Origin of the sequence: Phenylobacterium sp. (assembly GCF_019636135.1) — a bacterium.
In the GTDB taxonomy this organism is placed as follows: Bacteria; Pseudomonadota; Alphaproteobacteria; order Caulobacterales; family Caulobacteraceae; genus Phenylobacterium.
In genome coordinates this window covers 110,318-133,009 of the sequence record NZ_JAHBYD010000011.1, presented here as the reverse complement: position 1 = coordinate 133,009, position 22,692 = coordinate 110,318, and the positions used below count along the sequence as shown (strand labels likewise).

The 22,692-nt window shown below is 70.3% G+C and carries 22 protein-coding genes and 1 other RNA gene; 8 read left to right on the top strand and 15 right to left on the bottom strand.

Annotation, left to right across the window (positions count from 1 at the left end):
- The first annotated feature begins 414 nt into the window (after nt 1-414).
- Together fliI and KF737_RS10030 are read left to right on the top strand one after the other, a co-directional pair.
- Complete coding sequence (gene fliI / locus KF737_RS10035) at nt 415-1,749, top strand: flagellar protein export ATPase FliI (RefSeq protein WP_296453944.1); 1,335 nt, start codon at nt 415-417, stop codon at nt 1,747-1,749.
- Entirely contained in the window at nt 1,750-2,160 is a 411-nt protein-coding gene (locus KF737_RS10030) for a flagellar export protein FliJ (RefSeq protein ID WP_296453938.1), read from the top strand.
- 50 nt (nt 2,161-2,210) lie between these two features.
- Here KF737_RS10030 and KF737_RS10025 read toward each other — a convergent pair whose 3' ends face one another.
- The 9 genes from KF737_RS10025 to KF737_RS09985 form a co-directional block, all read right to left on the bottom strand.
- The gene (locus KF737_RS10025) at nt 2,211-2,573 is read right to left on the bottom strand and encodes a DUF4282 domain-containing protein (RefSeq protein ID WP_296453935.1); all 363 of its coding nucleotides are present in this window, start codon (nt 2,571-2,573) and stop codon (nt 2,211-2,213) included.
- A gap of 113 nt (nt 2,574-2,686) precedes the next feature.
- A complete protein-coding gene (locus KF737_RS10020; protein ID WP_296453932.1) occupies nt 2,687-3,601 on the bottom strand; it encodes an alpha/beta hydrolase in 915 nt (304 codons plus the stop codon).
- A 270-nt stretch (nt 3,602-3,871) separates the two neighbouring features.
- Nucleotides 3,872-5,959 (bottom strand): flagellar biosynthesis protein FlhA, encoded by a 2,088-nt coding sequence (gene flhA / locus KF737_RS10015; protein WP_296453929.1) that lies wholly within the window; start codon nt 5,957-5,959, stop codon nt 3,872-3,874.
- Between the two features lie 31 nt (nt 5,960-5,990).
- Nucleotides 5,991-7,358 carry a sigma-54-dependent Fis family transcriptional regulator gene (locus KF737_RS10010; RefSeq protein WP_296453927.1) on the bottom strand — a complete coding sequence of 456 codons (1,368 nt, stop codon included), beginning with the start codon at nt 7,356-7,358 and terminating at the stop codon, nt 5,991-5,993.
- A 28-nt stretch (nt 7,359-7,386) separates the two neighbouring features.
- Complete coding sequence (gene fliN / locus KF737_RS10005) at nt 7,387-7,719, bottom strand: flagellar motor switch protein FliN (RefSeq protein WP_296453925.1); 333 nt, start codon at nt 7,717-7,719, stop codon at nt 7,387-7,389.
- Between the two features lie 4 nt (nt 7,720-7,723).
- A complete protein-coding gene (locus tag KF737_RS10000; RefSeq protein ID WP_296453922.1) occupies nt 7,724-8,371 on the bottom strand; it encodes a flagellar assembly protein FliH in 648 nt (215 codons plus the stop codon).
- The gene (gene fliG / locus KF737_RS09995) at nt 8,371-9,402 is read right to left on the bottom strand and encodes a flagellar motor switch protein FliG (protein WP_296453919.1); all 1,032 of its coding nucleotides are present in this window, start codon (nt 9,400-9,402) and stop codon (nt 8,371-8,373) included. Before fliG ends, KF737_RS10000 begins: the two co-directional genes overlap by 1 nt.
- Nucleotides 9,402-11,051 carry a flagellar basal-body MS-ring/collar protein FliF gene (gene fliF / locus KF737_RS09990; protein ID WP_296453915.1) on the bottom strand — a complete coding sequence of 550 codons (1,650 nt, stop codon included), beginning with the start codon at nt 11,049-11,051 and terminating at the stop codon, nt 9,402-9,404. The genes fliG and fliF overlap by 1 nt, the downstream gene beginning before the upstream one ends.
- A gap of 149 nt (nt 11,052-11,200) precedes the next feature.
- Nucleotides 11,201-13,324, bottom strand: coding sequence for a serine hydrolase (locus KF737_RS09985; protein ID WP_296453912.1), 2,124 nt, complete (start codon nt 13,322-13,324; stop codon nt 11,201-11,203).
- A gap of 177 nt (nt 13,325-13,501) precedes the next feature.
- On the opposite strand from KF737_RS09985, the gene KF737_RS09980 reads away from it, so the two are divergent.
- Complete coding sequence (locus tag KF737_RS09980; protein WP_296453910.1) at nt 13,502-14,203, top strand: PEPxxWA-CTERM sorting domain-containing protein; 702 nt, start codon at nt 13,502-13,504, stop codon at nt 14,201-14,203.
- 427 nt (nt 14,204-14,630) lie between these two features.
- On the opposite strand, the gene KF737_RS09975 is transcribed toward KF737_RS09980, so the two are convergent.
- From KF737_RS09975 to ssrA, 4 genes are all read right to left on the bottom strand, one after another.
- On the bottom strand, nt 14,631-15,410 hold the full coding sequence (locus KF737_RS09975) for a C13 family peptidase (protein WP_296453908.1): 780 nt from the start codon (nt 15,408-15,410) through the stop codon (nt 14,631-14,633).
- Complete coding sequence (locus KF737_RS09970) at nt 15,410-15,874, bottom strand: PaaI family thioesterase (protein ID WP_296453905.1); 465 nt, start codon at nt 15,872-15,874, stop codon at nt 15,410-15,412. The genes KF737_RS09975 and KF737_RS09970 overlap by 1 nt, the downstream gene beginning before the upstream one ends.
- A 5-nt stretch (nt 15,875-15,879) precedes the next feature.
- Nucleotides 15,880-16,380, bottom strand: coding sequence for an SspB family protein (locus tag KF737_RS09965; protein ID WP_296453902.1), 501 nt, complete (start codon nt 16,378-16,380; stop codon nt 15,880-15,882).
- A 140-nt stretch (nt 16,381-16,520) separates the two neighbouring features.
- Nucleotides 16,521-16,880: a transfer-messenger RNA gene (ssrA, locus tag KF737_RS09960) on the bottom strand.
- 299 nt (nt 16,881-17,179) lie between these two features.
- Here ssrA and KF737_RS09955 point away from each other — a divergent pair.
- Nucleotides 17,180-17,773: a septation protein IspZ gene (locus tag KF737_RS09955; RefSeq protein ID WP_296453900.1), complete on the top strand. Its 594-nt coding sequence runs from the start codon at nt 17,180-17,182 to the stop codon at nt 17,771-17,773.
- Here the strand turns inward: KF737_RS09955 and KF737_RS09950 are convergent.
- Complete coding sequence (locus KF737_RS09950) at nt 17,721-18,677, bottom strand: hypothetical protein (RefSeq protein ID WP_296453897.1); 957 nt, start codon at nt 18,675-18,677, stop codon at nt 17,721-17,723. The two genes, KF737_RS09955 and KF737_RS09950, sit on opposite strands and share 53 nt — an antisense overlap.
- 294 nt (nt 18,678-18,971) lie before the next feature.
- A complete protein-coding gene (gene ilvN / locus KF737_RS09945; RefSeq protein WP_296453894.1) occupies nt 18,972-19,520 on the bottom strand; it encodes an acetolactate synthase small subunit in 549 nt (182 codons plus the stop codon).
- Between the two features lie 95 nt (nt 19,521-19,615).
- Between ilvN and KF737_RS09940 the strand changes: the two genes are divergently transcribed.
- From KF737_RS09940 to KF737_RS09925, 4 genes are all read left to right on the top strand, one after another.
- The gene (locus KF737_RS09940) at nt 19,616-20,392 is read left to right on the top strand and encodes an SDR family oxidoreductase (RefSeq protein ID WP_296453891.1); all 777 of its coding nucleotides are present in this window, start codon (nt 19,616-19,618) and stop codon (nt 20,390-20,392) included.
- Nucleotides 20,393-20,739: 347 nt separating this feature from the next.
- Nucleotides 20,740-21,957 carry an RtcB family protein gene (locus KF737_RS09935; RefSeq protein ID WP_296453888.1) on the top strand — a complete coding sequence of 406 codons (1,218 nt, stop codon included), beginning with the start codon at nt 20,740-20,742 and terminating at the stop codon, nt 21,955-21,957.
- Nucleotides 21,958-22,104: 147 nt separating this feature from the next.
- Nucleotides 22,105-22,419 (top strand): hypothetical protein, encoded by a 315-nt coding sequence (locus tag KF737_RS09930; RefSeq protein WP_296453886.1) that lies wholly within the window; start codon nt 22,105-22,107, stop codon nt 22,417-22,419.
- Nucleotides 22,416-22,652 carry a hypothetical protein gene (locus KF737_RS09925; RefSeq protein ID WP_296453883.1) on the top strand — a complete coding sequence of 79 codons (237 nt, stop codon included), beginning with the start codon at nt 22,416-22,418 and terminating at the stop codon, nt 22,650-22,652. The genes KF737_RS09930 and KF737_RS09925 overlap by 4 nt, the downstream gene beginning before the upstream one ends.
- Nucleotides 22,653-22,692: the final 40 nt, after the last annotated feature.

Genomic DNA, 22,692 nt, shown 5'->3' with positions numbered 1-22,692 from the left:
TCCAATCCACGTTAGGACCAATCCACGTTCACGACACGCAGCGTCCCCCTTTCATGGACGTCATGGCCGGGCTTGTCCCGGCCACCCATGGACACCGGCCTTGGCCGGAATAGCGGTTGAGGCCGCCGCTGCAGACTGACTCCAGCGTCTGAGTTCATGGGTGGCCGGGACAAGCCCGGCCATGACGTTCAGAAGTTCTGGGTGCGTACGAAACACCGCTGAACGTGGGTTGGTCCTAGGCCCTTCAGCCGCGAGGGCGCGTCGGCGCCGCCTATTCGACACCACGCGCCTGCGGCGCGGCTCACGGCTGCGGCGTCCGGACGCGGCGGAAACGCCCAAGGCCAAGGCTGTTCTTCACGACCCCTTAAGCGTGCGCGCGCGATCCTGCGCGGGTCGGGTCGAGGGGCGTTTCCTTTGCAGAGTCTGGTGGCCGCCGTGGAGCGGCTGGATCCCCTTACGGTTTCGGGCCGGGTCGCGGCCGTCAACGGCCTGCTGATCGAAGCCCGCGGGGGTTTGAGCCGCCTGGCCGTCGGCGCCCGCGCCGAGATCGGCCGCTTCAACGAAAAGCCCGTCGCCGCCGAGGTCGTCGGCTTCCGCGAGAACCGCGCGCTCCTGATGCCGTTCGGCCCGGTCGAGGGCGTGGCGCCGGGCGCGGAGATCCGCATCCAGCCGCTGGGCTCGGCCGTGCGCCCCACCAGGGCCTGGCTCGGCCGCATCGTCGACGCCTTCGGCCAGCCCATCGACGGCAAGGGGCCGCTGCCCCAGGGCCTCGCGGCCTATCCCCTGCGCGCTGCGCCGCCCCCGGCCCACGCCCGCGCCCGCGTCGGCGAGCGGCTGGACCTGGGCGTGCGGGCCATGAACGTCTTCACCACCTGCTGCCGCGGCCAGCGCCTCGGCGTCTTCGCGGGCTCCGGCGTCGGCAAGTCGGTGCTGCTCTCCATGCTGGCCAAGAACGCTGACTGCGACGCCGTCGTGGTGGGGCTGATCGGCGAGCGGGGCCGCGAGGTCCGCGAGTTCATAGAGGAGACCCTGGGCGAAGAGGGCCTGCGCCGCGCCATCGTGGTGGTCGCCACCTCGGACGAGCCGGCGCTCAAGCGCCGCCAGGCCGCCTACATGACCCTGGCCATCGCCGAGTTCCTGCGCGACCAGGACATGGAGGTCCTCTGCCTGATGGACTCGGTCACCCGCTTCGCCATGGCCCAGCGCGAGATCGGCCTGGCCGCCGGCGAGCCGCCGACCACCAAGGGCTACACGCCCACCTGCTTCACCGAGCTGCCGAAGCTGCTGGAGCGCGCCGGCCCGGGCCCGATCCGCCCGGACGGCACCCAGGCGGGCCCGATCACCGGCCTCTTCACCGTGCTGGTGGACGGCGACGACCACAACGAGCCGATCGCCGATGCCGTGCGCGGCATCCTGGACGGCCACATCGTCATGGAGCGCGCCATCGCCGAGCGCGGCCGCTTCCCGGCGATCAACGTGCTGAAGTCGATCAGCCGCACCATGCCGGGTTGCCAGTCGATGGAGGAGCGCGAGGTCGTGAAGCAGGCCCGCGAGGCGCTCTCGGCCTATTCGAACATGGAGGAGCTGATCCGCATCGGCGCCTACCGCGCCGGGGCCGACCCGCTGATCGACCGCGCCATCCAGCTCAATCCGGCCGTCGAGGCGTTCCTGAGCCAGAACCCCAACGACGTCACCGGCCTGGACGACAGCTTCCAGGGCCTTTCGAGCATCCTGACCGGAGTTGCGTAAGTGAGCTGGGCCGAGTCCCTCATCAAGCTGTCGACCTACGAGGCCGAGGTGCTGCAGAAGCGCCTGGGCGAGATCGTCGACCGGCGCATGGCGGTCGAGATGCGCCTGACGATGCTGGAAGCCGAGGGCGAGGCCGAGGCGCTGTTCTCCGCCGAGGAGGTTGCGGCCGGCATCTACCGCGCCGGGTTCTTCGAAGGCCTGAAGGTGCGCAAGGCCAAGGTCCGAGCCGAGATCGACCTGATCCTGGTGGAAGAGGAAGGCGCCCGCGATGCGCTGGCCGAAGCCTTCGAAGCCCAGAAGAAGTACGAGCACATCGCCCAGAACATCCGCGTCGAGGCCCGCAGGCAGGCCGGCCGCCGCGAAGCCGCCGCCCTCGACGAACTGGGCCTGCGCAAGCGCGCGGCGGGGTAGGGCCTCCTCGCCCCCCGAGCGCCGCAGGCGCGAAGAGAGGGGAGAGGAGATTAGCGCCCCTGCCGCGCCCGCTCGGCTTCGACGTCCTTGCGCAGGACGTGCAGGTCGTCGGCGATCTTGAAGATCGTGACGTAGAACTCGCAGAAGGCGCGCCACAGCAGCACGGCCACGAACACGCCCAGCGCGCCCACGCCGAGCACGCCGACGGCGAGCAGGATGCCGACGACGCTGCCCTCGCGGATGGCGACGCCGACCGTGGCGCCCAGGATCCCGAACGCCATGATCCCGATGATGCCGAGGCCGGCCCAGTAGACCAGGTGGAACACCGTGCCGGTCAGCAGGCGCTCGAAGGTCAGGAGGTCCCAGAGGAACTGGCCGCTGGAGCCTTCAGGCCGGTGTAGGGGTCGCCGCATCCGAATTCCGAGACTCAACCGGGCTTAAGCCGCCCGAGGCCCGAACCGCTATCAGCCGGTGAGGCGACCTGCAACAGACGCCGTGGCCGCCCCGCCTGCCGCGGCCTGCGGCGTCATTTCGCCATCTCGGCCTCGCTCTTCTGAATCGAAGCGACCAGGTCGGCGATGCGGTCGCGCTTCCTGAAGGGCGTCTTCAGGAAGCGGTCGACGGTCTCGTTGAACAGCTTGGGGTCGTCATACGGCGCGGCGTGGGTGCTGTTCGGCAGGACGGCGAGGTTGGCGTTCGGCAGGCTCTCGAAGATCTCGATGGTGTGCTTCAACTGGATGACGTCGTGGTCGCCCGACATCACCAGCGTCGGCGCGGCGACCTTGCTCAGCAGCTTCGGGTCGATGTGGGGCTCGTTCTCCAGCAGGTTCAGCATCTTCAGCGCGCGGCGGCCCTCGGGCGTCTTGTCGAGGTCGGGCGGCGTCTGGGCCTTCATCTGCGCCACCCACGCCGCGGTCTCGGGGTAGATGGCGTCGGGGTTCAGGTTGGCCGCCATGGCCACCAGCTTGTTCACCTTGTCGGGATGGCGCACGCCCATCAGCAGCGCCTCGATGCCGCCGTCGCTCCAGCCGACCACGTCGACCTTGCCGAGCTTGAGGTGGTCGACCAGCGCGGCCAGGTCGTCGGCCATCATCTCGTAGGTGATCGGGCCCGCGCTGTCGCCGGACCGGCCCTGGTCGCGGCTGTCCATGGCGATCACCTTGCGGTGGCCCTTGAAGCCGTCGATCTGCGCGGCCAGCATGCCCAGGCTGCCGCCGTTGCCATGCACGAGCAGCAGCGGCTCTCCCTCGCCGTAGACCTCGTAATAGAAGGTGACCCCGTCGTGGACGAAGGTCCCGCTGGCGGCCTTGTTGGCGCCGTAGGGGACCTTGGCGGCGGCCGCGGCCGCCGCCTTCGAACCGGCCTCCTTCGCGGGCGTGCAGGCGCCGGCGAGCGCAAGGACGGCGGCGAGCGCGACGGCGCTTCTGAGCGGACGGATCATAGCGGGCCCCCGTGACTGGAGCCCTCTCGTCGCAACGGCGCGGGCGCCGGTCAAGACGGCGCCGGGTCAGGAGGCGCGCGAGGCGTGCCGGACAAACGGGCCTGTCGCTTCGTCGGCGCGCCGGCGTCGTGTCGATCAACCACGAAGAGCACCAAGATCACCAAGGCTCCGCGGATGGGCTGAGCGCAGCGCCTCTCGGCCCCCTTGGTGATCTTGGTGCTCTTCGTGGTGGGAAACAGCGCGCCCGCGGCGCATCCCGCGCCGATGGGTTTAGAGCGCGCCCACCGTCTTCAGCCGCGCCCGCGGATGGACCTCGTTCTGGCTCATGACCGGGGTCTGGCCGCGGAAGCGCTCGATGATCGAGCGGACGTAGGGCCGGATGGTCGGGCTGGTGAGCAGCACGGGCGAATCCCCGGCCAGCGCCGCGCGCTCGAAGGTCTCGCGGATGCCGCGGATGAAGTCCTGCAGGCGCGAGGGGGCCAGCGCGAGCTGCTTGTCGTCGCCCTGGCCCACCAGGGCGTCGGCGAAGGCGTTCTCCCACTCGGCCGAAAGCGTGACGATCGGCAGGGCGCCGTCGTCGCCGCGGTAGGCGTAGCAGAGCTGGCGGGCGAGCTTGGCGCGGACCTGTTCGACGAGGAGCGTGATCGAGCCGGTGTGCGGCGCGGCCTCGCCGATGCCTTCCAGGATGGCGCCCAGGTCGCGGATCGAGACCCGCTCGCGCAGCAGCGCCTGGAGCACGCGCACGACGGTGGTGGCGGTGACGACGTTGGGGATCAGGTCCTCGGCGAGCTTCTTCTCCTCGGCCGGGAGGTCCTTGATCAGCTTCTGGACCTCGGCGTAGGTGAGCAGGTCCGGCATGTTGTCCTTGAGGATCTCGGTCAGGTGCGTGGTGAGCACCGTGGCCGGGTCCACGATGGTGTAGCCGCGGAAGGTGGCTTCCTCGCGCATCGCGTCGTCGATCCAGGTGGCGGGCAGGCCGAACGCCGGCTCCTTCACGTGCTCGCCGGGCAGGTCCACCTGGCCGCCGCGCGGGTCCATGGCCATGAGCTGGCCGATGCGCACCTCGCCCGAGCCGGCCTCCATCTCCTTGATGCGCAGCGCGTAGCCCATGGAGGGCAGGCGCATGTTGTCGAGGATGCGGACCGACGGCATGACGAAGCCGAAGTCTGCGGCCAGCGTGCGGCGCAGGGCCTTGATCTGGTCGGTGAGCCGGCGGCCCTCCAGGTCGTTGATCAGCGGCAGGAGGCCGTAGCCCAGCTCGATCTTGATCTCGTCGATGGCCAGGGTCTGGGAGATCGGCTCCTCGACCTCCTCCTGCGGGGGCGCGGCCTCGATGACGACCGGCTCCTCCTTCTTCTGCGATCGGCGCCAGGCCAGCATGCCCGCGCCCACCGACACCGCCGCAAAGGGGGCGATCGGCATGCCGGGGATGATCGCCATCAGGCCGGCCGCGGCCGAGACCATGCCCAGGCCGATCGGGTTGGTGGCGAGCTGGGTGACCAGGGCCTTGTCGGCGGCGCCTTCGACGCCCGCCTTGGAGACCAGGAAGCCGGCGGCGATCGAGATGATCAGCGCCGGGATCTGGCTGACCAGGCCGTCGCCGATCGACATGATGGTGTAGGTCGAGAACGCCTGGCCGAGCGGAACCTTGTGCTGCAGCACGCCGATCAGGATGCCGCCGACCACATTGATGGCCAGGATCACCAGCCCGGCCACGGCGTCGCCGCGGACGAACTTCGAGGCGCCGTCCATGGCGCCGAAGAAGGTCGATTCCTGCTCCAGCTCCTTGCGGCGCTTCCTGGCCTCGTCCTGCTCGATGAGGCCGGCCGACAGGTCGGCGTCGATCGCCATCTGCTTGCCGGGCATCGAGTCCAGGGTGAAGCGCGCCGCGACCTCGGCGATGCGCCCCGAACCCTTGGTGATGACCACGAAGTTCACCACCACCAGGATCGCGAAGACGATGATGCCGATGGCGAAGTTGCCGCCCATCATCAGCTTGCCGAACGTCTCGATGACGTGGCCGGCGCCGTGGGCGCCTTCGTGGCCGTGGCTGAGGATCAGGCGGGTCGTCGTGATGTTCAGCGCCAGGCGGTAGAGCGTCGCCACCAGCAGCACGGTCGGGAAGGCCGTGAAGTCGAGGACCCGCTTCATGAGGATCGCCGTCATCAGGATCAGGATCGACGAGGCGATCGAGATCGAGAGGAACAGATCCAGCATGAAGGCCGGGATCGGCAGGATCATCAGCAGCACGACGCCGATGACGCCGACGGCCAGGGCCACGTCGCCGCGCATCACCCAGCCCATCATGTCGCGCGCGGACGGCGCGTTCGAGGGACGGGACGTGGTGACGTCAGTCATCCCTGCCTCCCCTGCGAAGCGGGGGAGGGCGTCATGCCGCGCTCGCGCCCATCTGCGGGGCGGGGACCGAAACGCCGGCCTCGGTGTATTCCTTCAGCTTGTTGCGCAGCGTCCGGATCGAGATGCCGAGGATGTTGGCCGCGTGGGTGCGGTTGCCGAAGCAGTGCTCCAGCGTCTCGATGATCAGGGTCTGCTCCATCTCCGCGACCGTCTGGCCGACGAACGAGCGGGTGGCCGTCTCGGCCGCCGTCACCGCGGCCTGGGCCGTGCGCGCGCCCGCGTCGGCGGGCGCCAGCGGCTGGCCGTCGGGCAGGCGGATGGCGGTCTCGTCGATCTCGGGGCCGACGCTCAGCAGCACCGCGCGGTGCATGGCGTTCTCGAGCTCGCGCACGTTGCCGGGCCAGCGGTGGGCGGCCAGGCGGCGCCTGGCTTCCGCCGACAGCGGCTTCCCGGCCACGCCGTTGGCGGCCGCGTACTTCTTCACGAAGAACTCGGCCATGGCCAGCACGTCGCCCGGGCGCTCGCGCAGCGGCGGCAGGCGCAGGTTCACGACGTTCAGGCGGTAGAGCAGGTCCTCGCGGAACGCGCCGTCCTTCACCGCCTGGGCGAGGTCGCGGTTCGAGGTGGCGAGGATGCGGATGTCCACCTTCACCGGCTTCGTGCCGCCGACCCGGTCGATCTCGCGCTCCTGGATGGCGCGCAGCAGCTTGGCCTGCAGGCGCGCGTCCATCTCGCTGATCTCGTCGAGCAGCAGGGTGCCGCCGTTGGCCTCCTCGAACTTGCCGATCCGGCGGGCCATGGCGCCGGTGAAGGCGCCCTTCTCGTGGCCGAACAGCTCGCTCTCGAGCAGGTTCTCGGGGATGGCGGCGCAGTTGACGCTGATGAACGGGCGGCTGGCGCGGCGCGACTTCTGGTGGACGTAGCGGGCCACGACCTCCTTGCCCGAGCCGCTTTCCCCGGTGATCAGGATCGAGGCGTCGGACGGGGCGACCTGGTCGGCGAGCTGCGTCACCGCCTGCATGGCCGGGTCGCGCACCACCATCGGGCGGTTGTCGTCGCTCACCGCCGACAGCACGGCCGCGATCAGCTCGGCCTCGGGCGGCAGCGGGATGAACTCCTTCGCCCCGGCGCGGATGGCGTCGGCCGCCCGCCTGGGGTCGGCGGCGATGCCGCAGGCCACCACCGGCACGTGGATCCGTTCCAGCTCGTTCGAGGCGATCAGCCCCGCGATGTCGAGGTCGTAGTCGACCATCAGCAGGTCCGCGCCCTGGCCGGCGCGCAGGGCGTGGGTGGCCGCCTCCGTGTTCTCCACGTGGCTGACCTTGGCGCCCGCGCTCATCGCCATCTTCACGGCGGTGGAGAGCTGCCCGCTCAGTTTACCGACGACCAGAAGCCGCATTTCCCGTCACTCCTCCGCACGCTCAGGCTCAGGCCTGAGAGTCGCCGTCCTTGATGATTTCCGTCATGGTCACGCCCAGCCGCTCGTCGACGATCACGACTTCGCCGCGCGCCACCAGGCGGTTGTTCACGTAGATGTCGATCGCCTCGCCGACCTTGCGGTCCAGCTCCAGCACCGAGCCCTGGCTGAGTTGCAGCAACTGCGCGACCGACATGGTCGAGCGGCCGAGCACCGCCGAGATCGCCACCGGCACGTCGAAGACGGGCGCCAGGTCGCCGGCGGTCTTGTCCTCGCCGATGGAGTCGGCGAGCGCGCCTTCCTCCGGGGAGAACTCGTCGAGTTTCAGGTCGTCGTCGGCCATGGTCCTAGCTTTCTGAACCGGGGATCAGGGGTTCGGCGTGGAGACCCTCGGCGGCGAGCGCCGCCTCCAGGGTCCGGGCCACGCGTTCGGCGGCCGCGGCCGGGTCGAACGCGGCCTGGCCGTCGCCGAAGTCGAGGGTGAAGGCGTGGGGCCCGAACGCGCCGTCGGGCTTGACCACGACGGCGCCGTCGAAGCCCACGCTTCTGGCGGTGTCTTCCAGCACGTCCTTGAGGGCGTCGGCCAGCACCGGGTCGGCCGAGACCACCAGGCGGGGGCTCGCGTCGATCTCCCGCGCCAGGCTCTCGAGCGCGGCCACGACGGGCGCTTCGGGGAACCTGGCGAGGGCCGCGTCGGCGATGGCGCGGGCGCAGGCGATGGCCAGCGCCGCCGAGCCCTGGCGATGCTCGTGGGCCACCTCGGCGAGGCGGGGCAGGGCCTGGCCGCAGGCCGCGGCGATCTGGGCCAGCGCGTCCGCCTGCTGGGCGGCCACCGAGGCCAGCGCGGCGCGCTCGCCCTCGGCGTGGGCGGCCGCGCGGATCTGCTCGACCTCGTCGGCCGGGAACAGGCGCTTCGGGCGCGGCGCGGCGAAAGCCACCCCGCCGCCGGCGTCGAACTCGGTGTCGAAGCTGAATTTCGCGAGCGGTTCCGGCATCAGTAGACGAGCTCATCGTCGGAGTTGGCGCCGGCCAGCATGATCTCGCCCTTGTTGGCGAGGTCCTTGGCGACCTGGACGATGGCCATCTGGGCCTGGTCGACGTCGCGCAGGCGGACGGGGCCCATGCTCTCCATGTCCTCGCGCATGATCTTGGAGGCGCGCTCGCTCATGTTGGAGAAGAACATCTCGCGCAGGCTGTCCGATGCGCCCTTCATGCCGAGCGCGAGCTGGTCCTTCTCGACCGAGCGCAGCAGCGTCTGCACGCCGCCCGGGTCCAGCTTCGACAGGTCCTCGAACACGAACATCAGGGCCCGGATGCGCTCGGCCGCCTCGCGGTTGCGCTCCTCCAGGGCGGTGATGAAGCGGCTCTCGGTCTGGCGGTCGAAGGCGTTGAAGATGTCGGCCATCATCTCGTGGCTGTCGCGCTTGGACGTGCGCGCCAGGTTCGACATGAACTCGTTGCGCAGGGTCAGCTCGATCTTGTCGAGGATCTCGCGCTGCACCGGCTCCATGCGCAGCATGCGCATGACGCACTCCAGCGCGAAGTCCTCGGGCAGCGAGGCCAGCACGCGCGCGGCGTGCTCGGACTTGATCTTCGACAGCACCACCGCGACCGTCTGCGGATATTCGTTCTTCAGGTAGTTCGCGAGCACGGCCTCGTTCACGTTGCCGAGCTTGTCCCACATGGTGCGGCCCGCCGGACCGCGGATCTCCTCCATCAGGGCGTCGACCTTCTCGCCCGGCATCATGGAGGCCAGCAGCTTCTGGGTCTGTTCGAACGACCCCATGATCGAGCCGGTGCCGGCCGCGCCGGAGACGAACTCGACCAGCAGGTCCTCGACCACCTGGGCGGTGACGTTGCCGAGGCTGGCCATCGCCTGGGAGATCTCCTTGATCTCCTCCTCGTCGAGGCCTTGCCAGACGTGGGCGTGCTCCTCGCCGAGCGCCAGCAGCACCACCGCGCACTTCTCGGCGCCGCTGAGGCGCGAGACGTCGACGATGTTCTTGGAGTTGGGGCGCGGCGCCATCAGTTCGTCTCATGCAGCCAGCCGCGCAGGATCGCGACCGACTCGGCGGGGTGGTGTTCCACGAACTCGGCGACCTTCTTGACCGAGCTCACGCGGACCGGGCCGTCGACACGGGCCATGTCCATGCGGGCGCCGTCGTCGCCGGGGCCGGGCAGGGCGAGGGGCGACATGCTGCCGTCCGCGGCGATGGCCATCTGCTGGCCGTCGGGGGTGACCATGATGCGGGTCACGGGCGGCGGGCCGGCCGGTTCGGGCGCGCCCTTCCTGCCCTTCTTGCCGCCTCCGCCGCCGCCGACCAGCGGGCGGGCGACGAAGAAGATCATCAGGATCCCCACGACCGCCAGCACGGCCAGTTCGACGGCGCGCATGATGTCGTTCTTGTCGAAGCCCATCAGCGGGTTGGCGGCCTCGACGCCGCCTTCGTCCGCGGCGGTGGGGAAGCGCACGTTCACGACGCTGATCTGGTCGCCGCGGTCCGAGTTGAAGCCCACGGCCGAGCGCACGAGCTGCTCGATCTGCTGCATCTCCTGGGCGGAGCGGGGGGTGTAGGCGCCGGGCTTGCCGTCCTTGCCGGCCGGCGCCGTGGCGCCGTCGACGGCGACGGCCACCGAGAGCCGCTTCACCGTGCCGGGCTCCTCGACCTTCGTCGTGACGGTCTTGGAGATCTCGTAGTTGGTGGTGGAGTCGGTGCGGCCGCTGGTCGACGAGTTGTTGTTCGTGTCGGAGCCCGAGCCGCCCGGGATGTTGGCGGCCACCGAGGCGGCGCCCGAGCCGGAGGCGTCGTTCTCGCGGGCGCTTTCCTCCTGCGTGGATTCCGAGCGGATCACCTGGCCGTCGGGATCGAACTTCTCCTCCTGGGTGGTGACGCGGGCCAGGTCGAGGTCGGCGGTGACGTTCACGCGGGCCTTTCCGGCGCCCACGATCCCCTCGACCAGCGCCTTCACCTGCTTGGCGATGCGCTGCTCGACCTCGGACTTGCGGCCGTCGGCTTCGGCGGCCATGCCGGTGTCGCCGCCCGAGAGGGTCTTGGCGTGCTGGTCGACGACCGTCACGCGGTCGGGCTTCAGGTTCGGCACGGCGCCGGCGATCAGGTTCTGGATGGCGCGGACCTGGTCGGCGCCCGGCTGGCGGCCGCCCACGGCGATGGTCACCGCGGCGCTGGGCTGTTCGGCCTCTTCCTCGAAGAGCTGGCGCTTGGGCAGCACCAGGTGGACGCGGGCCGACGAGATGCCGTCCAGGCCGCGGATGGTCCGCGCGAGCTCGCCCTCCAGGGCCCGCTGGCGGTTCAACTGCTGGACGAAGTCGGTCTGGCCGAGGGTGTTGGCCTCGTCGAAGATCTCGTAGCCGACCGAGCCGGCCGTGGGCAGCCCCTTGCTCGACAGCATCAGGCGGGTCGAGGCCACCGCATCGCGCGGGACCAGGATCGTCGAGCCGTCGCCCTTGACCTCGTACTTGACGCCCGACTGGTCCAGCGCGGCGGTGATCGAGCCGGCTTCCTTCAGGTCGAGGTTCGAGTAGAGCAGGGCCTTCGGCTGGCCCAGGTTCATGAACATCGCGGCGAAGACGGCCACGAGGCCCGCGCCGATGCCCAGGATGGCGGCCAGGCGGCCGATCCCGAACCTCTGCACCATGGCCGTGAACTGGTTCAAGCCGTCCGCCCCCGTCAACGCACGGGACGCGTCGGCCCAAGCGACCCCGCCCCGTCTGGTAGGCAGGAATTTCCCAGTTGTTGGTTAAGGCCGGGTTTAGGCTTGACCGTACCGGGACGGGCCAAGCTGTCGCAGGGCGCGGCCTTTCCTCAGCGGCTCCAGGGCTCCAGCGCGCCGTTCATGGCCAGCAGCACCGAGAACGCGGTGTAGATCAGCACCGTGAGCGTGAAGAATACCTTCCGCGCCGCCGTCCACGAATCGACCCGCCGCCCGCCCTGCCAGACCGCCGGCAGCGCCGCGATGGTGACCAGCGTCAGCGCCGCCGCCACCAGGGCCGAAGCCGAGGCGGTGATCACCAGCGGACCGGGCCAGCCGTACATGATCGCCTGGAGGTCCGACGCGTTCGCGGCGAACGCCAGGAAGAGCACGAGCGCCGCGAGCCACAGGCCGGCCTGGATGTTCTGCACCAGCGCCGCGCGCGACTGGATCTGGTTCTGCCGCAGTTCGCGCCGGTTGCGCAGCGCCAGGCCGATCAGGGTCGCCACCGCCGCGAGCGCGGTGAGCAGCGCCATGGCGGCCAGGGTCGTCGGCCGCTCGGTGAGCGGCGCGCGGATCAGCGTCTCGGTGTTGCTCCACGGCTGGAAGCTCGTGGCGCGGCCGTCCCGCACGTGGAACGCCACGCGCTCCTCGTCCTGGGCGGCGATGAAGCGGCCCTCGCCGACCGGGCCGTCGGGCACGAACGCCTTGCTCTCTCCGTTGCGGGTGATCAGGAGGCGGCCGCCGTTGGTGACCCTGACCTCGGCCCCGCCGGTCAGCAGGTCGACGAAGCCCTCCAGCCCGCCGTGCGCGCGCCGCGTGGTCAGGTAGCCGCCGCCGAAGGTGTCGGCGGCGTCGGCCAGCTCGCGCGTCCCCGCGCGCGGAAAGGTCGCCGGCGGGGCGTAGAAGTGGCGCACGATCGCCTCGGGCAGCGGCCCCGCCACCGCCCGGCCGGTCTCGGTGTTGGTCGCGACGAAGACGCCGAGGCCCAGGTCGGGGACGAGCGTCATGTTCGACATGAAGGCGATGGTCGCGCCCAGGTGGCCGTAGCCCTTGTGGTCGCCCGGCAGGTCCATGGTCATGAAGCCGTGGGCCCAGCCGTTGACCCCCGTCGGCATCCTGCGCATCGGGCTGCGGAACGCCTGCGCCGCCTTGGGGCCGAACACCGTGACGCCGTTCCAGGAGCCGTCGCCCAGCAGCATCAGCATGTAGCGGCTCATGTCGCCGGCGGTGGACGAGGCGGCGCCGGCCGGGGCGACCTGGCCGATGTACTCGTACTTGTCGGGCATGAAGCCGGCGTTGCGCCAGCCATAGCCCTGGGCGATGTCGGCGCGCAGGGGCTCCGGCATGGCGGCGGGCAGGCCGCGGCGCTCGTCGCGCGGCTCGCGGAAGGTGGTGTGCCGCATGCCGAGCGGCACGAAGATCGCCTCCTCGGCCTTGCGCTCGAAGCTCTTGCCCGAGCCGTAGACCGCGGCGGCGCCGGCCAGGGCCGCGCCGTAGTTCGAGTAGCTCGATATCCGCCCGGGCTCGCGCACGCGGTCGGGGCGTTCCTGGCGCAGGTAGAGGTCCAGCGGGCGGATCCGGCGCGGATCGCTCTCGAAAAGCTGGCCCAGCGCGCGGTCCTCGAAGCCCACCGTGTGGTCCATGAGGTTGGCGACCGTCACGCGGCTCGACTTGCCGGGCAGCCGCACCTTGTCGGGCAGGTAGAGGTTCACCGGGGCGTCGAGGCGCACGCGGCCGGCCTCGACCTCCCGCATCAGGAGGATCCAGGTGAAGGTCTTCGAGATCGAGCCGATGCGGAACAGGCTGCGGTCGGGATCGACGGGCTTGCGCGGGCTGAGGTTCGCGAAGCCGTAGCCCTTCTTCAGGATCACCTGGCCGTTCTGGACCACCGAGACCGAGGCGCCGGCCACATGTTCGCGGGCCATGGCGTCGGCCATCCAGCCGTCGACGAAGGCTTCCAGCTCGGCGGGATTCAAGGGCTGGCCGGTCGCGAGCCGCGCGCCGTTCGCCAGCCGCGGCAGGTTCGCCACCGTCGGCGCCGCGCCTGCGACGGCCGCCCGCGCCGGCGTCGCGGCCGGGGCGGTGGCCGACGCCGGCCGGGCAGGCGCCGCCTTCGGCCGGACCTGCGCATAGGGCAGCGGCGCCTTCGGCAGCGCGGCCTCCTGCGCCGTCGCGGCCGGCGCGATCATGAGCGCCAGCGTCGCCAGGACCGCCTTGCCGAGGCTGCGTATCAAGGGCCGACTCCACTGCGGGTGAATTTCGACCATATCACCTCGGTTGAGTCGCGAAGCCCGTCCCGCGCCGTGGCGCTCTCCGTGCGACGACTTGGCCACACCCCTCACGGGCGAGCACTCTGGCGCGCGTGGCCGAACGCGGTATTCTCAACCATGCCCCTTCGGGTGGAGGCCGGGATGCGTCTGAAGTCCGTGATCGTCGCCGCGACGGCGGCCGCTGCGCTGAGCGCGCCGGCCCAGGCCGCGCATTTCCAGAACGGCAGCTTCGAGAACGGTTTCGCCGGCTGGACCGTGAACGAGGACCAGACCTTCATCGTCGGGCAGGCCTATCACCGCGACGAGAACGGCGATCCCGACAACTGCCCCGGCGCGCCCGGCGCGGAGTCGCCGTGCCCCTACATGCCGACGGGCGGCGACTTCATGGGGCTGCTGCAGGCCAACGCCTCCAACGAGGCGGTGCTGCTCAGCCAGACGTTCACGACGGGCGCGGGCGGCGCGACCTTCCGGGGCGACGCCGCCTTCCTGGGCGAGGACTACCTGCCCTGGAACGACTCCGCCTTCGTACGGATCTACCGCGTGGGCGGCGGCGAGATCGCGACCTTCGCCGACGAGCCGGTCGTGCTGTTCTTCTCCAGCATCGCGATGACCGGCGACTGGGGCGCCACCGACTGGACGCACTTTTCGCTGCGGCTGGGGCCGGGCACGTATCGCGTCGAAGCGGGCGTGACCGACGTCAACGACGATCGCGAGCCCAGCATGCTGCTGGTCGACAACTTCTCGCTGACGCCCGAGCCCGCCACCTGGGCGCTGCTGATCGGCGGCTTCTTCGGCGCGGGCGCTGTGCTCCGCCGCCGCCGCGCGCGTCCGGCCTGGGACTGATCCACATTCGGCGTGACGGGATTCGATCTCCCTTCCTCCTCGATGGAGGAAGGACGGGGATGGACGTGTGCGCAGGGCCTTACCGGTGTGGCGGCGGAGACGCCGGCGTCTCTCGCGCGCACGATTTCGTTCAGCGGTCACACCACCACCCAACCCTCCTCCATCGAGCAGGGCCATCGCATATGGATTCGGGCGGCCGAAAGGCCGTCAGTCAAAACCGCAGAGATCGCGGAGATACGCGGAGGATTCCCGTGGATCCGCGAGCTTCTCTGCGCATCTCCGCGATCTCTGCGGTTCATGAATCGGGCGGACAAGCCGCCCACAAGCCATATGCGATTGCCCTCCTCCATCGAGGAGGAGGGCTGATGATTTCAACGCTCTGCGCAAACCTACGCGAGACCCTCGCCGGCCTCCATGTGGATCCGGCCTAGTTCGGTTTCGGCGCCGCTTCGAAGGCGTAGAGCGGCAGCATCGGGCGCAGTTCGGCGCCCACCCACACCTGCGGCTCGGACGGCGGGCTCATCTTCTCGGCGATCTCGCGCACGCGCACGCATTCGCGCGTGGCCGAGGCCAGGCCCGAGAAGTCCTTCGACTGGGGCATCGACGAGAGGAAGCAGTCGTCGAAGTAGGGGTACTTGTTGTCCTGGCCGCAGCCGAACGAGGTGCGGTCGGGCCGCGCGGCCGTGAGCACCATGCGGTTGGGCTTGGCCAGCGTGGGCACGAAGACGCCCGAGAAGCAGGCCGAGATCACCACGACGGTCGGCCGTTTGCCGCAGGCCTGGTCCAGCATCGAGGCCAGCATGCCGGGCCGCAGGATGCCCTGGTCGAGCTGCGCGCCCTGCGGCGCGCCGTGCGAGGTCATGTAGAACATGCAGCCACCCTGGGTGCGCCCGGCCAGGTCGACCATGGCGTCGTAGATGCCCTGCGGGTCCGACTTCTCGGGACGGGTGTCCTTGTAGCGTTCGGGGCGCACCGAGAACTGGCGGATGTTCTGCGGCTGGAAGCCGGCGCGGGCCAGCGCGTAGGTCACGTCGCGCCGGGCGTTGTCGAACGCCTCCGAGGGGCCGCCGTCATGGGCGTGCCAGTCGCCGGCGATCACCACGGCCGACCAGTCCGCAAAGGCCCCGGCCGCCTGCGCCGCGCCGGCCGCCGTCGCCAGCCACAGGCCGGCGAGCACGGCGCAGAGGCGGGCGGCCCGGCGGCGCATCACTTGTATCTGGCGAAGGGCGTCGGGATCGCCGTGCCGGTGGCCTTGGCCAGCGTGCGGCCCTCGGGGTCGAACAGCTCGCCCTCGGTGAACGCGACCTGGCGGCCCCACTTCACGACCTTGCCGACGCCGCGGATCTTCCCGGGCTGGCCCGGCCGGAAGAAGGTGGTCTTCATCTCCAGCGTCGGCGCGACCGCCGTCATGCCCGAGGCGACCATGCAGGCCACGCTCATGGCCTCGTCCAGCATGGCGCAGAGATAGCCGCCCTGGATCTGCTTCATGGGGTTGAGCAGGAGCTCGGCCTTGGCGTCGAACTCGACCTCGACCGATTTGTCGGCCTGGCTGACCGAGACCATCCGGAAACCCAGCGTCTGCGAGCCGGTGGGCTGGTTCTTGGTGCGCAGGAACCGCGCGAGGATCGCCTCGTCCGTCAGGGCTTCGGGCTCACTGGCGACGTCGGTCATGCGGGCTATTTCTTCCGGAACTGATCGAGGGAGACGACCGTCGCCTCACCCTTGGGTGCGGCCTCGTCGGCCTTGGCCTCGGCGGCGTCCTTGGCCGCGGGGACGGCGGCCTTGGCCTCCGCCGGCGCGGCGGGGGGCGGTTCGAACTGCAACAGGAACTGCACCGACGGATCGTAGAAGCGGGTGATCGCGGCGTAGGGGATCGAGAGCCGCTTGGGCTGGCCGCCGAACTGCAGGGTCACCGAGAAGAAGGTCTCGCCGGGCGCGAGGTCCCAGTACTGGTGCTGCAGGACGATGGTCATCTCGTCCGGGTACTTGCCCAGGAGGTCCTGCGGGCCCGAGACCCCGGCCGCATCGGTCTTGAAGGTGATGTAGAAGTGGTGCGAGCCGGGCAGCCCCTCGGGCGCGGCGGCGCGCTTCAGCGCAGCCTTGGCGACGCCCCGGAGCGCGTCCTGCGCCAGGGCCTCGTAGTTCATCAGATCCTGGACCGGCGGATCCTGCGCCATACGCACTCCAAAGCGAACCGACACACCGAAGGTAGCGTGTGCCGGTGTCTGTGCAAGGGAGGAAGGACAGTGGGAGGCTTCTGTCGCCAGGCGCCTCCAAATCCTCACTTGGAGTCGGGAGGCGCGAATCCGGGCGGATAGGTGGGAGGCTTCTGTTGCCAGGCGCCTCCCGGGCCCCGCCTAAGGATCTGAACCCCTAGGGCTTGGTTCGGATGTTACCGGACCGCATTACGCAGCCAGGCGAACTTCCTCAGCGAAGTTATCGTTCGCATTTAGTTTAAGACCCGGAACGGTGGGTCAAGCCGAGAGAAAGCAACGCCTTTAGACGTCTGTCGATGCTGATCGGCCCCGCACTTTCCGGCGATAACCCGGAGGAAGGTTGGTGGAGCCGCCGGGAATCGCACCCGGGTCCAGTCCGCTTATTATGCGCGCGTTTATCTCCATAGTCGGGCGAACCCGACGCCTCGCATATAGGCGCTCGGACGTCGAAAAACAAACAACCCTTCCCTCCCCTTCATGGGGAGGGACAGCTCGCCGCAGGCGAGCAGGGTGGGGAAGCGAGGGCCGGAACGCCGGCGCCCAGGGATGAGCCAGTCCCCACCTCAGAGACCTGGCCCTCACTTCCCCACCCTGGCCGCTGGCGCGGCCCGCCCCTCCCCATGAAGGGGAGGGTAGGCGGTTCGCGAAGCGTGAACGGGGCTCCCGATTTCGTGGATCGCCACCCATCCTTCGCGGGCGGATTCACGGCCTTCCGGCGCCCGCCGGTAGGCTTGCGCCAGTCGTTCCGCAGGAGTTTTCCATGGGTAACCTGATCCACGCCGGCCGCGCCCTCGTGGGCGACCTGCTCCCCACCATCGCGTTCGCGGTGATGATCGCGCTGCATGTGGACGTGCGCCTCGCCACGGCGGTCGCGGCGGCGATCAGCGTGGCCCAGATCGCGATCTACGCCCTGGTGCTGAAGAAGCCCGTCGCGCCCCTGCAATGGGCCAGCCTGGGGCTGGTGCTGGTGTTCGGCGCGGCCGGCATCCTCACCAACGACGCCCGCTTCCTGATGGCCAAGCCCACGCTGGTCTACGCGATCGTGGGCGTCGTGATGCTGAAGAAGGGCTGGATGCTCCGCTACCTGCCGCCGGTCGCGCAGGAGCACGGCCGGGGCGCCCAGATCGTCTTCGGCTACGTCTGGGCCGGCCTGATGTTCGCGACGGCGGCGGCCAACCTGGTGGTCGCGGTCTGGTTCCAGGCCTGGTGGCCGGCGTTCCTGGCCGTCGTCCCGACCGCCTCGAAGATCGTGCTGTTCGCCATCCACTTCGCGACCGTGCGGGCGATCTCGATCCGCAACCTCAAGGCGGCGGAGACGCAGGCCCAGGCAGAGACTCAGGCGCAGGCGGCGTAGTCCCGCTCGAGGGCGTCCCGGCCTCGTTCTCGGCCGGCGGCGCGCCCTCCTGGCCCGGCGGCGGCTGGCGTGCGTCCGGGTTGGGCGTCAGGCGGCCGTTCGAGGCCAGCAGGTCGCGGTAGGCGCTTCGGGCGCCCGCGAAGCTCGCGCCGCCGCGGAACAGCACGTCGAAGCGCGGGTCGTGGCCCAGCGCCGCGGCCAGCACCGGCTCCAGCACGTCGGCCGCCTCGCCCACCTCGGCGGGGTCGCAGGCGCGGTGCAGGGTGGTCGAGCGGCCGGGCGTCACCAGCGTGATGTCGTAGGCGGTGCCCTCGACGCAGACCGCCTCGGCCGCGCCCGCCTCCACGACCCGCACGTCGCGCGGCGAGGCCCAGACCGGCACGGTCTTCAGCGCCTGGAACCGCGCCGCCGAGCCCGGCGGCAGGCGCCGGTCGAAGCCCATCCGCCGGCCGATCCCCGCCTCGCAGCAGGCGAGGCCCGCGCGGGCCTGCACGAACACGTCGCCGTCCGAGCGGACCGTCACCCGCGTCACCGTCTGGCGCACGCTGTTGGAGGGCCGCGTCCAGACCTCCAGGATCATCTCGTCGCCGCGGACGAGCTGCCATTGGAGCGGCATCAGGCCCCACAGGCGGTAGGTGGACGCCTCGACGCCGTTGTCGGGCTTCACGAGCTGCTCGACGCTGCGGATGCGCCGCCCGCCCAGCGGGTCGGCCTCCTCGGGGACCTTCGGGCGCTTGTCGTCCCACCAGCCCTCGGGTTCGGGCGCGGGATAGGGCCAGGCCTCGACCTCGGTGATCGGCGCGCCTTCAGGCGGGCCTGCGACCCGCTTCTTGCCTAGGAGCTGGGCTTGGGCGGGCAGAGCGACGGCCGCCGCCAGGGCCAGGGTGATCAGGCGCGCAGACACGGAGGAAAAGAGCCACGTCCCCACGGCGGTTCCGTGGCGCCGGCCCCGCAGGGGCAGAGCTTGCGCGATACTCCATCCATCCCCGTCATCCCGCGGCTTGTCCGCGGGACCCATGAACGCCGGGGCGGGAGACAGGGCGCAGGCGGCGACGCCGCGGGTCACCACGCTCTCCCGTGTCCATGGGTCCCGCGGACAAGCCGCGGGATGACGAGTGAGGGGGAGGGAGGTCTGCTCTTCCCTGCGCCGTCCGGCCGCAGGCCGTTGCGGAGCGTCCAGGTCCCTGACGGCCTCCGGCTAGAACACCTCGACGCCTCGCGAGAGCGACAGCACGCCGGTGCGCGAGACCTCGACCAGGCCCAGCGGCCGCATCAGGTCCACGAACTTGTCGACCTTGGTGGAGGCGCCCGTCAGCTCGAAGACGAAGCTCTCGTGGGTGGTGTCGATCACCTTGGCCCGGAAGATGTCGGCGACGCGCAGCGCCTCGACCCGCTCCGTCCCCGTGCCGCGGACCTTCACCAGCGCCAGCTCGCGCTCGATGCCGTTGGGGTCGCGCGTCACGTCCTGGACGTGCCGGGTGGAGACCATCTTCTGAAGCTGCGCCTCGATCTGCGAGAGCACCTGCGGCGTGCCGCGCGTGACGATGGTGATGCGGCTGGTGTGGGCGTTGCCGTCGGTCTCCGCGACCGTCAGGCTGTCGATGTTGTAGCCGCGCGCCGCGAAGAGCCCGACCACGCGGTGCAGCACGCCGGGCTCGTTGTCCACCAGCACCGCGAACGTCGCGCGGCTCTCCTCCTGCTCCTTGTGGGCGAGGTCGTAGACGGAGGCGGGCTGCTGGTCGGTCATGGTCGGCGAAGTCCCCGGCGAGTCCGGGGTCAGGTGTCACAGGATGGCCGCGCCCGCAACCGCCGGGCTAAGCTCGGCCCAACGGGAGGAACGCCATGGACCTGAACCTTCGCGGGCGGACGGTGCTGATCACGGGCGCGTCCAGGGGGATCGGCGCGGCGGCGGCCGAGGCGTTCGCGGAGGAGGGGTGCGACCTGATCCTCGCGGCGCGGTCCGGCGAGGCGCTGGAGGCGCTGTGCGAGCGGCTGCGCGGACAGCACCAGATCCAGGCCCGCGCCGTCCCCACCGACATCCGCGATCCGGATCAGCTCAAGGCGCTGGCCGAGGCGGGCAAGGATGTCGACGTCCTGGTCAACAACGCCGGAGACATCCCGGGCGGCGCGCTGGACGCCGTCGACGAGGAGCGCTGGCGGCACGCCTGGGAGCTGAAGGTGTTCGGCTACATCAACCTCACGCGGGCCATCTACGCGCACATGAAGGCCCGCGGCTCGGGCGTGATCATCAACGACATCGGCGCGGCGGGCGAGCGCATGGACGCGGGCTATATCGCGGGCTCCACCGGCAACGCGGCGCTCTACGCCTTCACCCGCGCGCTGGGCGGCAGGTCGCTGCGCGACGGGATCCGCGTGGTGGGCGTGAGCCCGGGCCCGGTCGAGACCGACCGCATCGTCACGCTGATGAAGGCGGCCGCGGGGCGGCGCTTCAACGACGAGGGCCGCTACCGCGAGCTCATGGCCAACTACCCGCTGGGCCGCCCCGCCAGGCCGCGCGAGATCGCCGACCTGATGGCGTTCCTGGCCTCCGACCGCAGCGCCTACACGACCGGCGTGGTCTTCACGGTGGACGGCGGGATCAGCGCCAGCCCCGGATAGCGCGATACGTGATCGTGGTTCCGCAGCCACACCCGGCGGCCAAGGTTGGTTGCGGGCGAAACTATCGCTTCCCGGCGGGGCGGGGCGGGTGTATCCGCGCCGGCCTCGAAGGAGAGGCCCGTGTTCAACCGTCCTATCACCAAGCCGCTCGCCAGCGCCTGCGACCGCCAGGTCGAGGGTATGAGCGCGTGCGCGTGGGAGGTCGGTTCGGCTTAGGTCTCGGCATATTCGAGGCTTGTACGAAGAACCCCTCCCGGCCCGGCCGCGGAGGGGTTCTTCGTTTCGGAAGTACGCTTCGCCCGCCGCGGGGGGCCGGGAGGAACGCAGAAGTTCCAGGAGAGTGTCCGATGAGCGGATTTGAAGTGATCGAAAGCGATGCGGGGCTGATCAAGGCGTGGACGCGCGGCGTCCAGGTCGAGGACAGCGCCAAGGCGCAGCTCAAGAACGTCGCCGGCCTGCCGTTCATCCACAAGCACATCGCGGTGATGCCGGACGTGCATTGGGGAATGGGCGCGACCGTGGGATCGGTGATCCCGACCGTCGGGGCCATCATCCCGGCCGCCGTGGGCGTGGATATCGGTTGCGGGATGATGGCGGTGAAGACCTCCATCCGCGCCGGGCACCTGCCGGACTCGCTCGCCGCCCTGCGGAGCGCGATCGAGGCGGCCGTGCCGCACGGGCGGACCGACAACGGCGGACGCAACGACGTCGGCGCCCACCAGGGCGACCCGCCGGCGCTCGCCGTCGCGAAGTGGGCCGAGCTCGAGGATGGCTACAAGGCCATCGTCGAGCGGGACGCCAAGGCCGCGCACCCGCGGGGCCTCGGCCACCTCGGGACGCTCGGGACCGGCAACCACTTCATCGAGCTCTGCCTCGATGAGGATGGCGCGCTGTGGGTGATGCTGCACTCCGGGTCGCGGGGCGTGGGCAACCGCTTCGGGTCGTACTTCGTCGAACGGGCGAAGCGGGACATGGAGCGGTGGTTCATCCGCCTGCCGGACAGGGACCTGGCCTACTTCCCGGAAGGGTCGGAAGGCTTCGTGTCCTACATCCGGGCGGTGAGCTGGGCGCAGAAGTACGCGCTGGCGAACCGTGAGGTGATGATGGACCAGGTGCTGACCGTGCTGCGCGACGTGTTCCCGGACCTGGCGACCACGGACGTGGCGGTGAACTGCCACCACAACTACGTCACCCAGGAGCGGCACTTCGGCAAGGACGTCTGGCTGACCCGGAAGGGCGCGGTGCGGGCGGGCCTCGGCGAGCTCGGGATCATCCCGGGGTCGATGGGGGCGCGGTCCTACATCGTGCGCGGGAAGGGGAACCCGGAGTCGTTCTGCACCTGCTCGCACGGCGCCGGCCGGGCCATGTCCCGGGCGGAAGCCAAGCGGCGGTTCACGCTCGACGACCACGTGGCCGCGACCGCGGGCGTCGAATGCCGGAAGGACGCGGACGTGATCGACGAAACGCCGATGGCCTACAAGGACATCGACGCGGTGATGGCGGCGCAAGCCGACCTGGTCGAGATCGTCCACACCCTGCGGCAGGTCGTCTGCGTGAAGGGGTAGGGTAGGGCGCGTTGAAGCTATCTGTTGCGTAATGCAACTTCATGGGCTGTCAGCGCGTCCTCTCCGCTCACCCGGTTGGACGCGGCGGCGACGCTGGCGTCCGTCATCCCAGGCGACGTTCGGGTCTTCACCTTCTCCGAGCAGGTGGTGGAAGTCCCGGCGCGCCGGGGCATGGTCGGGGTGGACGCGGTCGTCCGGTCGCAGCCGCACAGCGGTACGTGGCTGGGCAAGGCCGTCGAGCAGGTGAACCGCCTGCCGCACGACCGGCTGATCGTCATCACCGACGAGCAGTCGCACGACAAGGTTCCGGATCCGAAGGCGTCGAAGGCCTACATGGTCAACGTCGCCAGCGCCCGGAACGGTGTGGGCTACGGCAAGTGGACCCACATCGACGGCTTCTACGAGGCCGTGCTGACCTACATCCGCGAGTCCGAAGGACTCGTGCCACAAGGCCAGGCATGACGGCTGAAGAGCTCCGTCGCGCGGCGATCCTTCTCTTCGGCGAGCGGGGCTGGATGTCCCGTCTCGCCGAAGGGTTGGACGTCGACCGCTCGACCGTCTCCAGATGGTTCGCGGGCCTGCCGATACCCGGCCCCGTCGCGGCGGCGATCCAAAGCTGGCTGCTCCTCTACAAGATCACCGGCCAGAGGCCCGATCACCTGAACGTCCAGGCCGTCCGCCGGCCCGAGCCCTGAAGCTCCGGCGTGGCCGCCCGGCCACAGGCCTTAACGAAGT

Bases quoted from the DNA above. Each gene is read 5' to 3' on its own strand.
- KF737_RS10025 (WP_296453935.1), bottom strand. From the start codon at position 2,573: ATGCGGCGACCCCTACACCGGCCTGAAGGCTCCAGCGGCCAGTTCCTC.
- KF737_RS10020 (WP_296453932.1), bottom strand. From the start codon at position 3,601: ATGATCCGTCCGCTCAGAAGCGCCGTCGCGCTCGCCGCCGTCCTTGCG.
- flhA (WP_296453929.1), bottom strand. From the start codon at position 5,959: ATGACTGACGTCACCACGTCCCGTCCCTCGAACGCGCCGTCCGCGCGC.
- KF737_RS10010 (WP_296453927.1), bottom strand. From the start codon at position 7,358: ATGCGGCTTCTGGTCGTCGGTAAACTGAGCGGGCAGCTCTCCACCGCC.
- fliN (WP_296453925.1), bottom strand. From the start codon at position 7,719: ATGGCCGACGACGACCTGAAACTCGACGAGTTCTCCCCGGAGGAAGGC.
- KF737_RS10000 (WP_296453922.1), bottom strand. From the start codon at position 8,371: ATGCCGGAACCGCTCGCGAAATTCAGCTTCGACACCGAGTTCGACGCC.
- fliG (WP_296453919.1), bottom strand. From the start codon at position 9,402: ATGGCGCCGCGCCCCAACTCCAAGAACATCGTCGACGTCTCGCGCCTC.
- KF737_RS09980 (WP_296453910.1), top strand. From the start codon at position 13,502: ATGCGTCTGAAGTCCGTGATCGTCGCCGCGACGGCGGCCGCTGCGCTG.
- KF737_RS09975 (WP_296453908.1), bottom strand. From the start codon at position 15,410: ATGCGCCGCCGGGCCGCCCGCCTCTGCGCCGTGCTCGCCGGCCTGTGG.
- KF737_RS09970 (WP_296453905.1), bottom strand. From the start codon at position 15,874: ATGACCGACGTCGCCAGTGAGCCCGAAGCCCTGACGGACGAGGCGATC.
- KF737_RS09965 (WP_296453902.1), bottom strand. From the start codon at position 16,380: ATGGCGCAGGATCCGCCGGTCCAGGATCTGATGAACTACGAGGCCCTG.
- KF737_RS09955 (WP_296453900.1), top strand. From the start codon at position 17,180: ATGGGTAACCTGATCCACGCCGGCCGCGCCCTCGTGGGCGACCTGCTC.
- ilvN (WP_296453894.1), bottom strand. From the start codon at position 19,520: ATGACCGACCAGCAGCCCGCCTCCGTCTACGACCTCGCCCACAAGGAG.
- KF737_RS09940 (WP_296453891.1), top strand. From the start codon at position 19,616: ATGGACCTGAACCTTCGCGGGCGGACGGTGCTGATCACGGGCGCGTCC.
- KF737_RS09935 (WP_296453888.1), top strand. From the start codon at position 20,740: ATGAGCGGATTTGAAGTGATCGAAAGCGATGCGGGGCTGATCAAGGCG.
- KF737_RS09925 (WP_296453883.1), top strand. From the start codon at position 22,416: ATGACGGCTGAAGAGCTCCGTCGCGCGGCGATCCTTCTCTTCGGCGAG.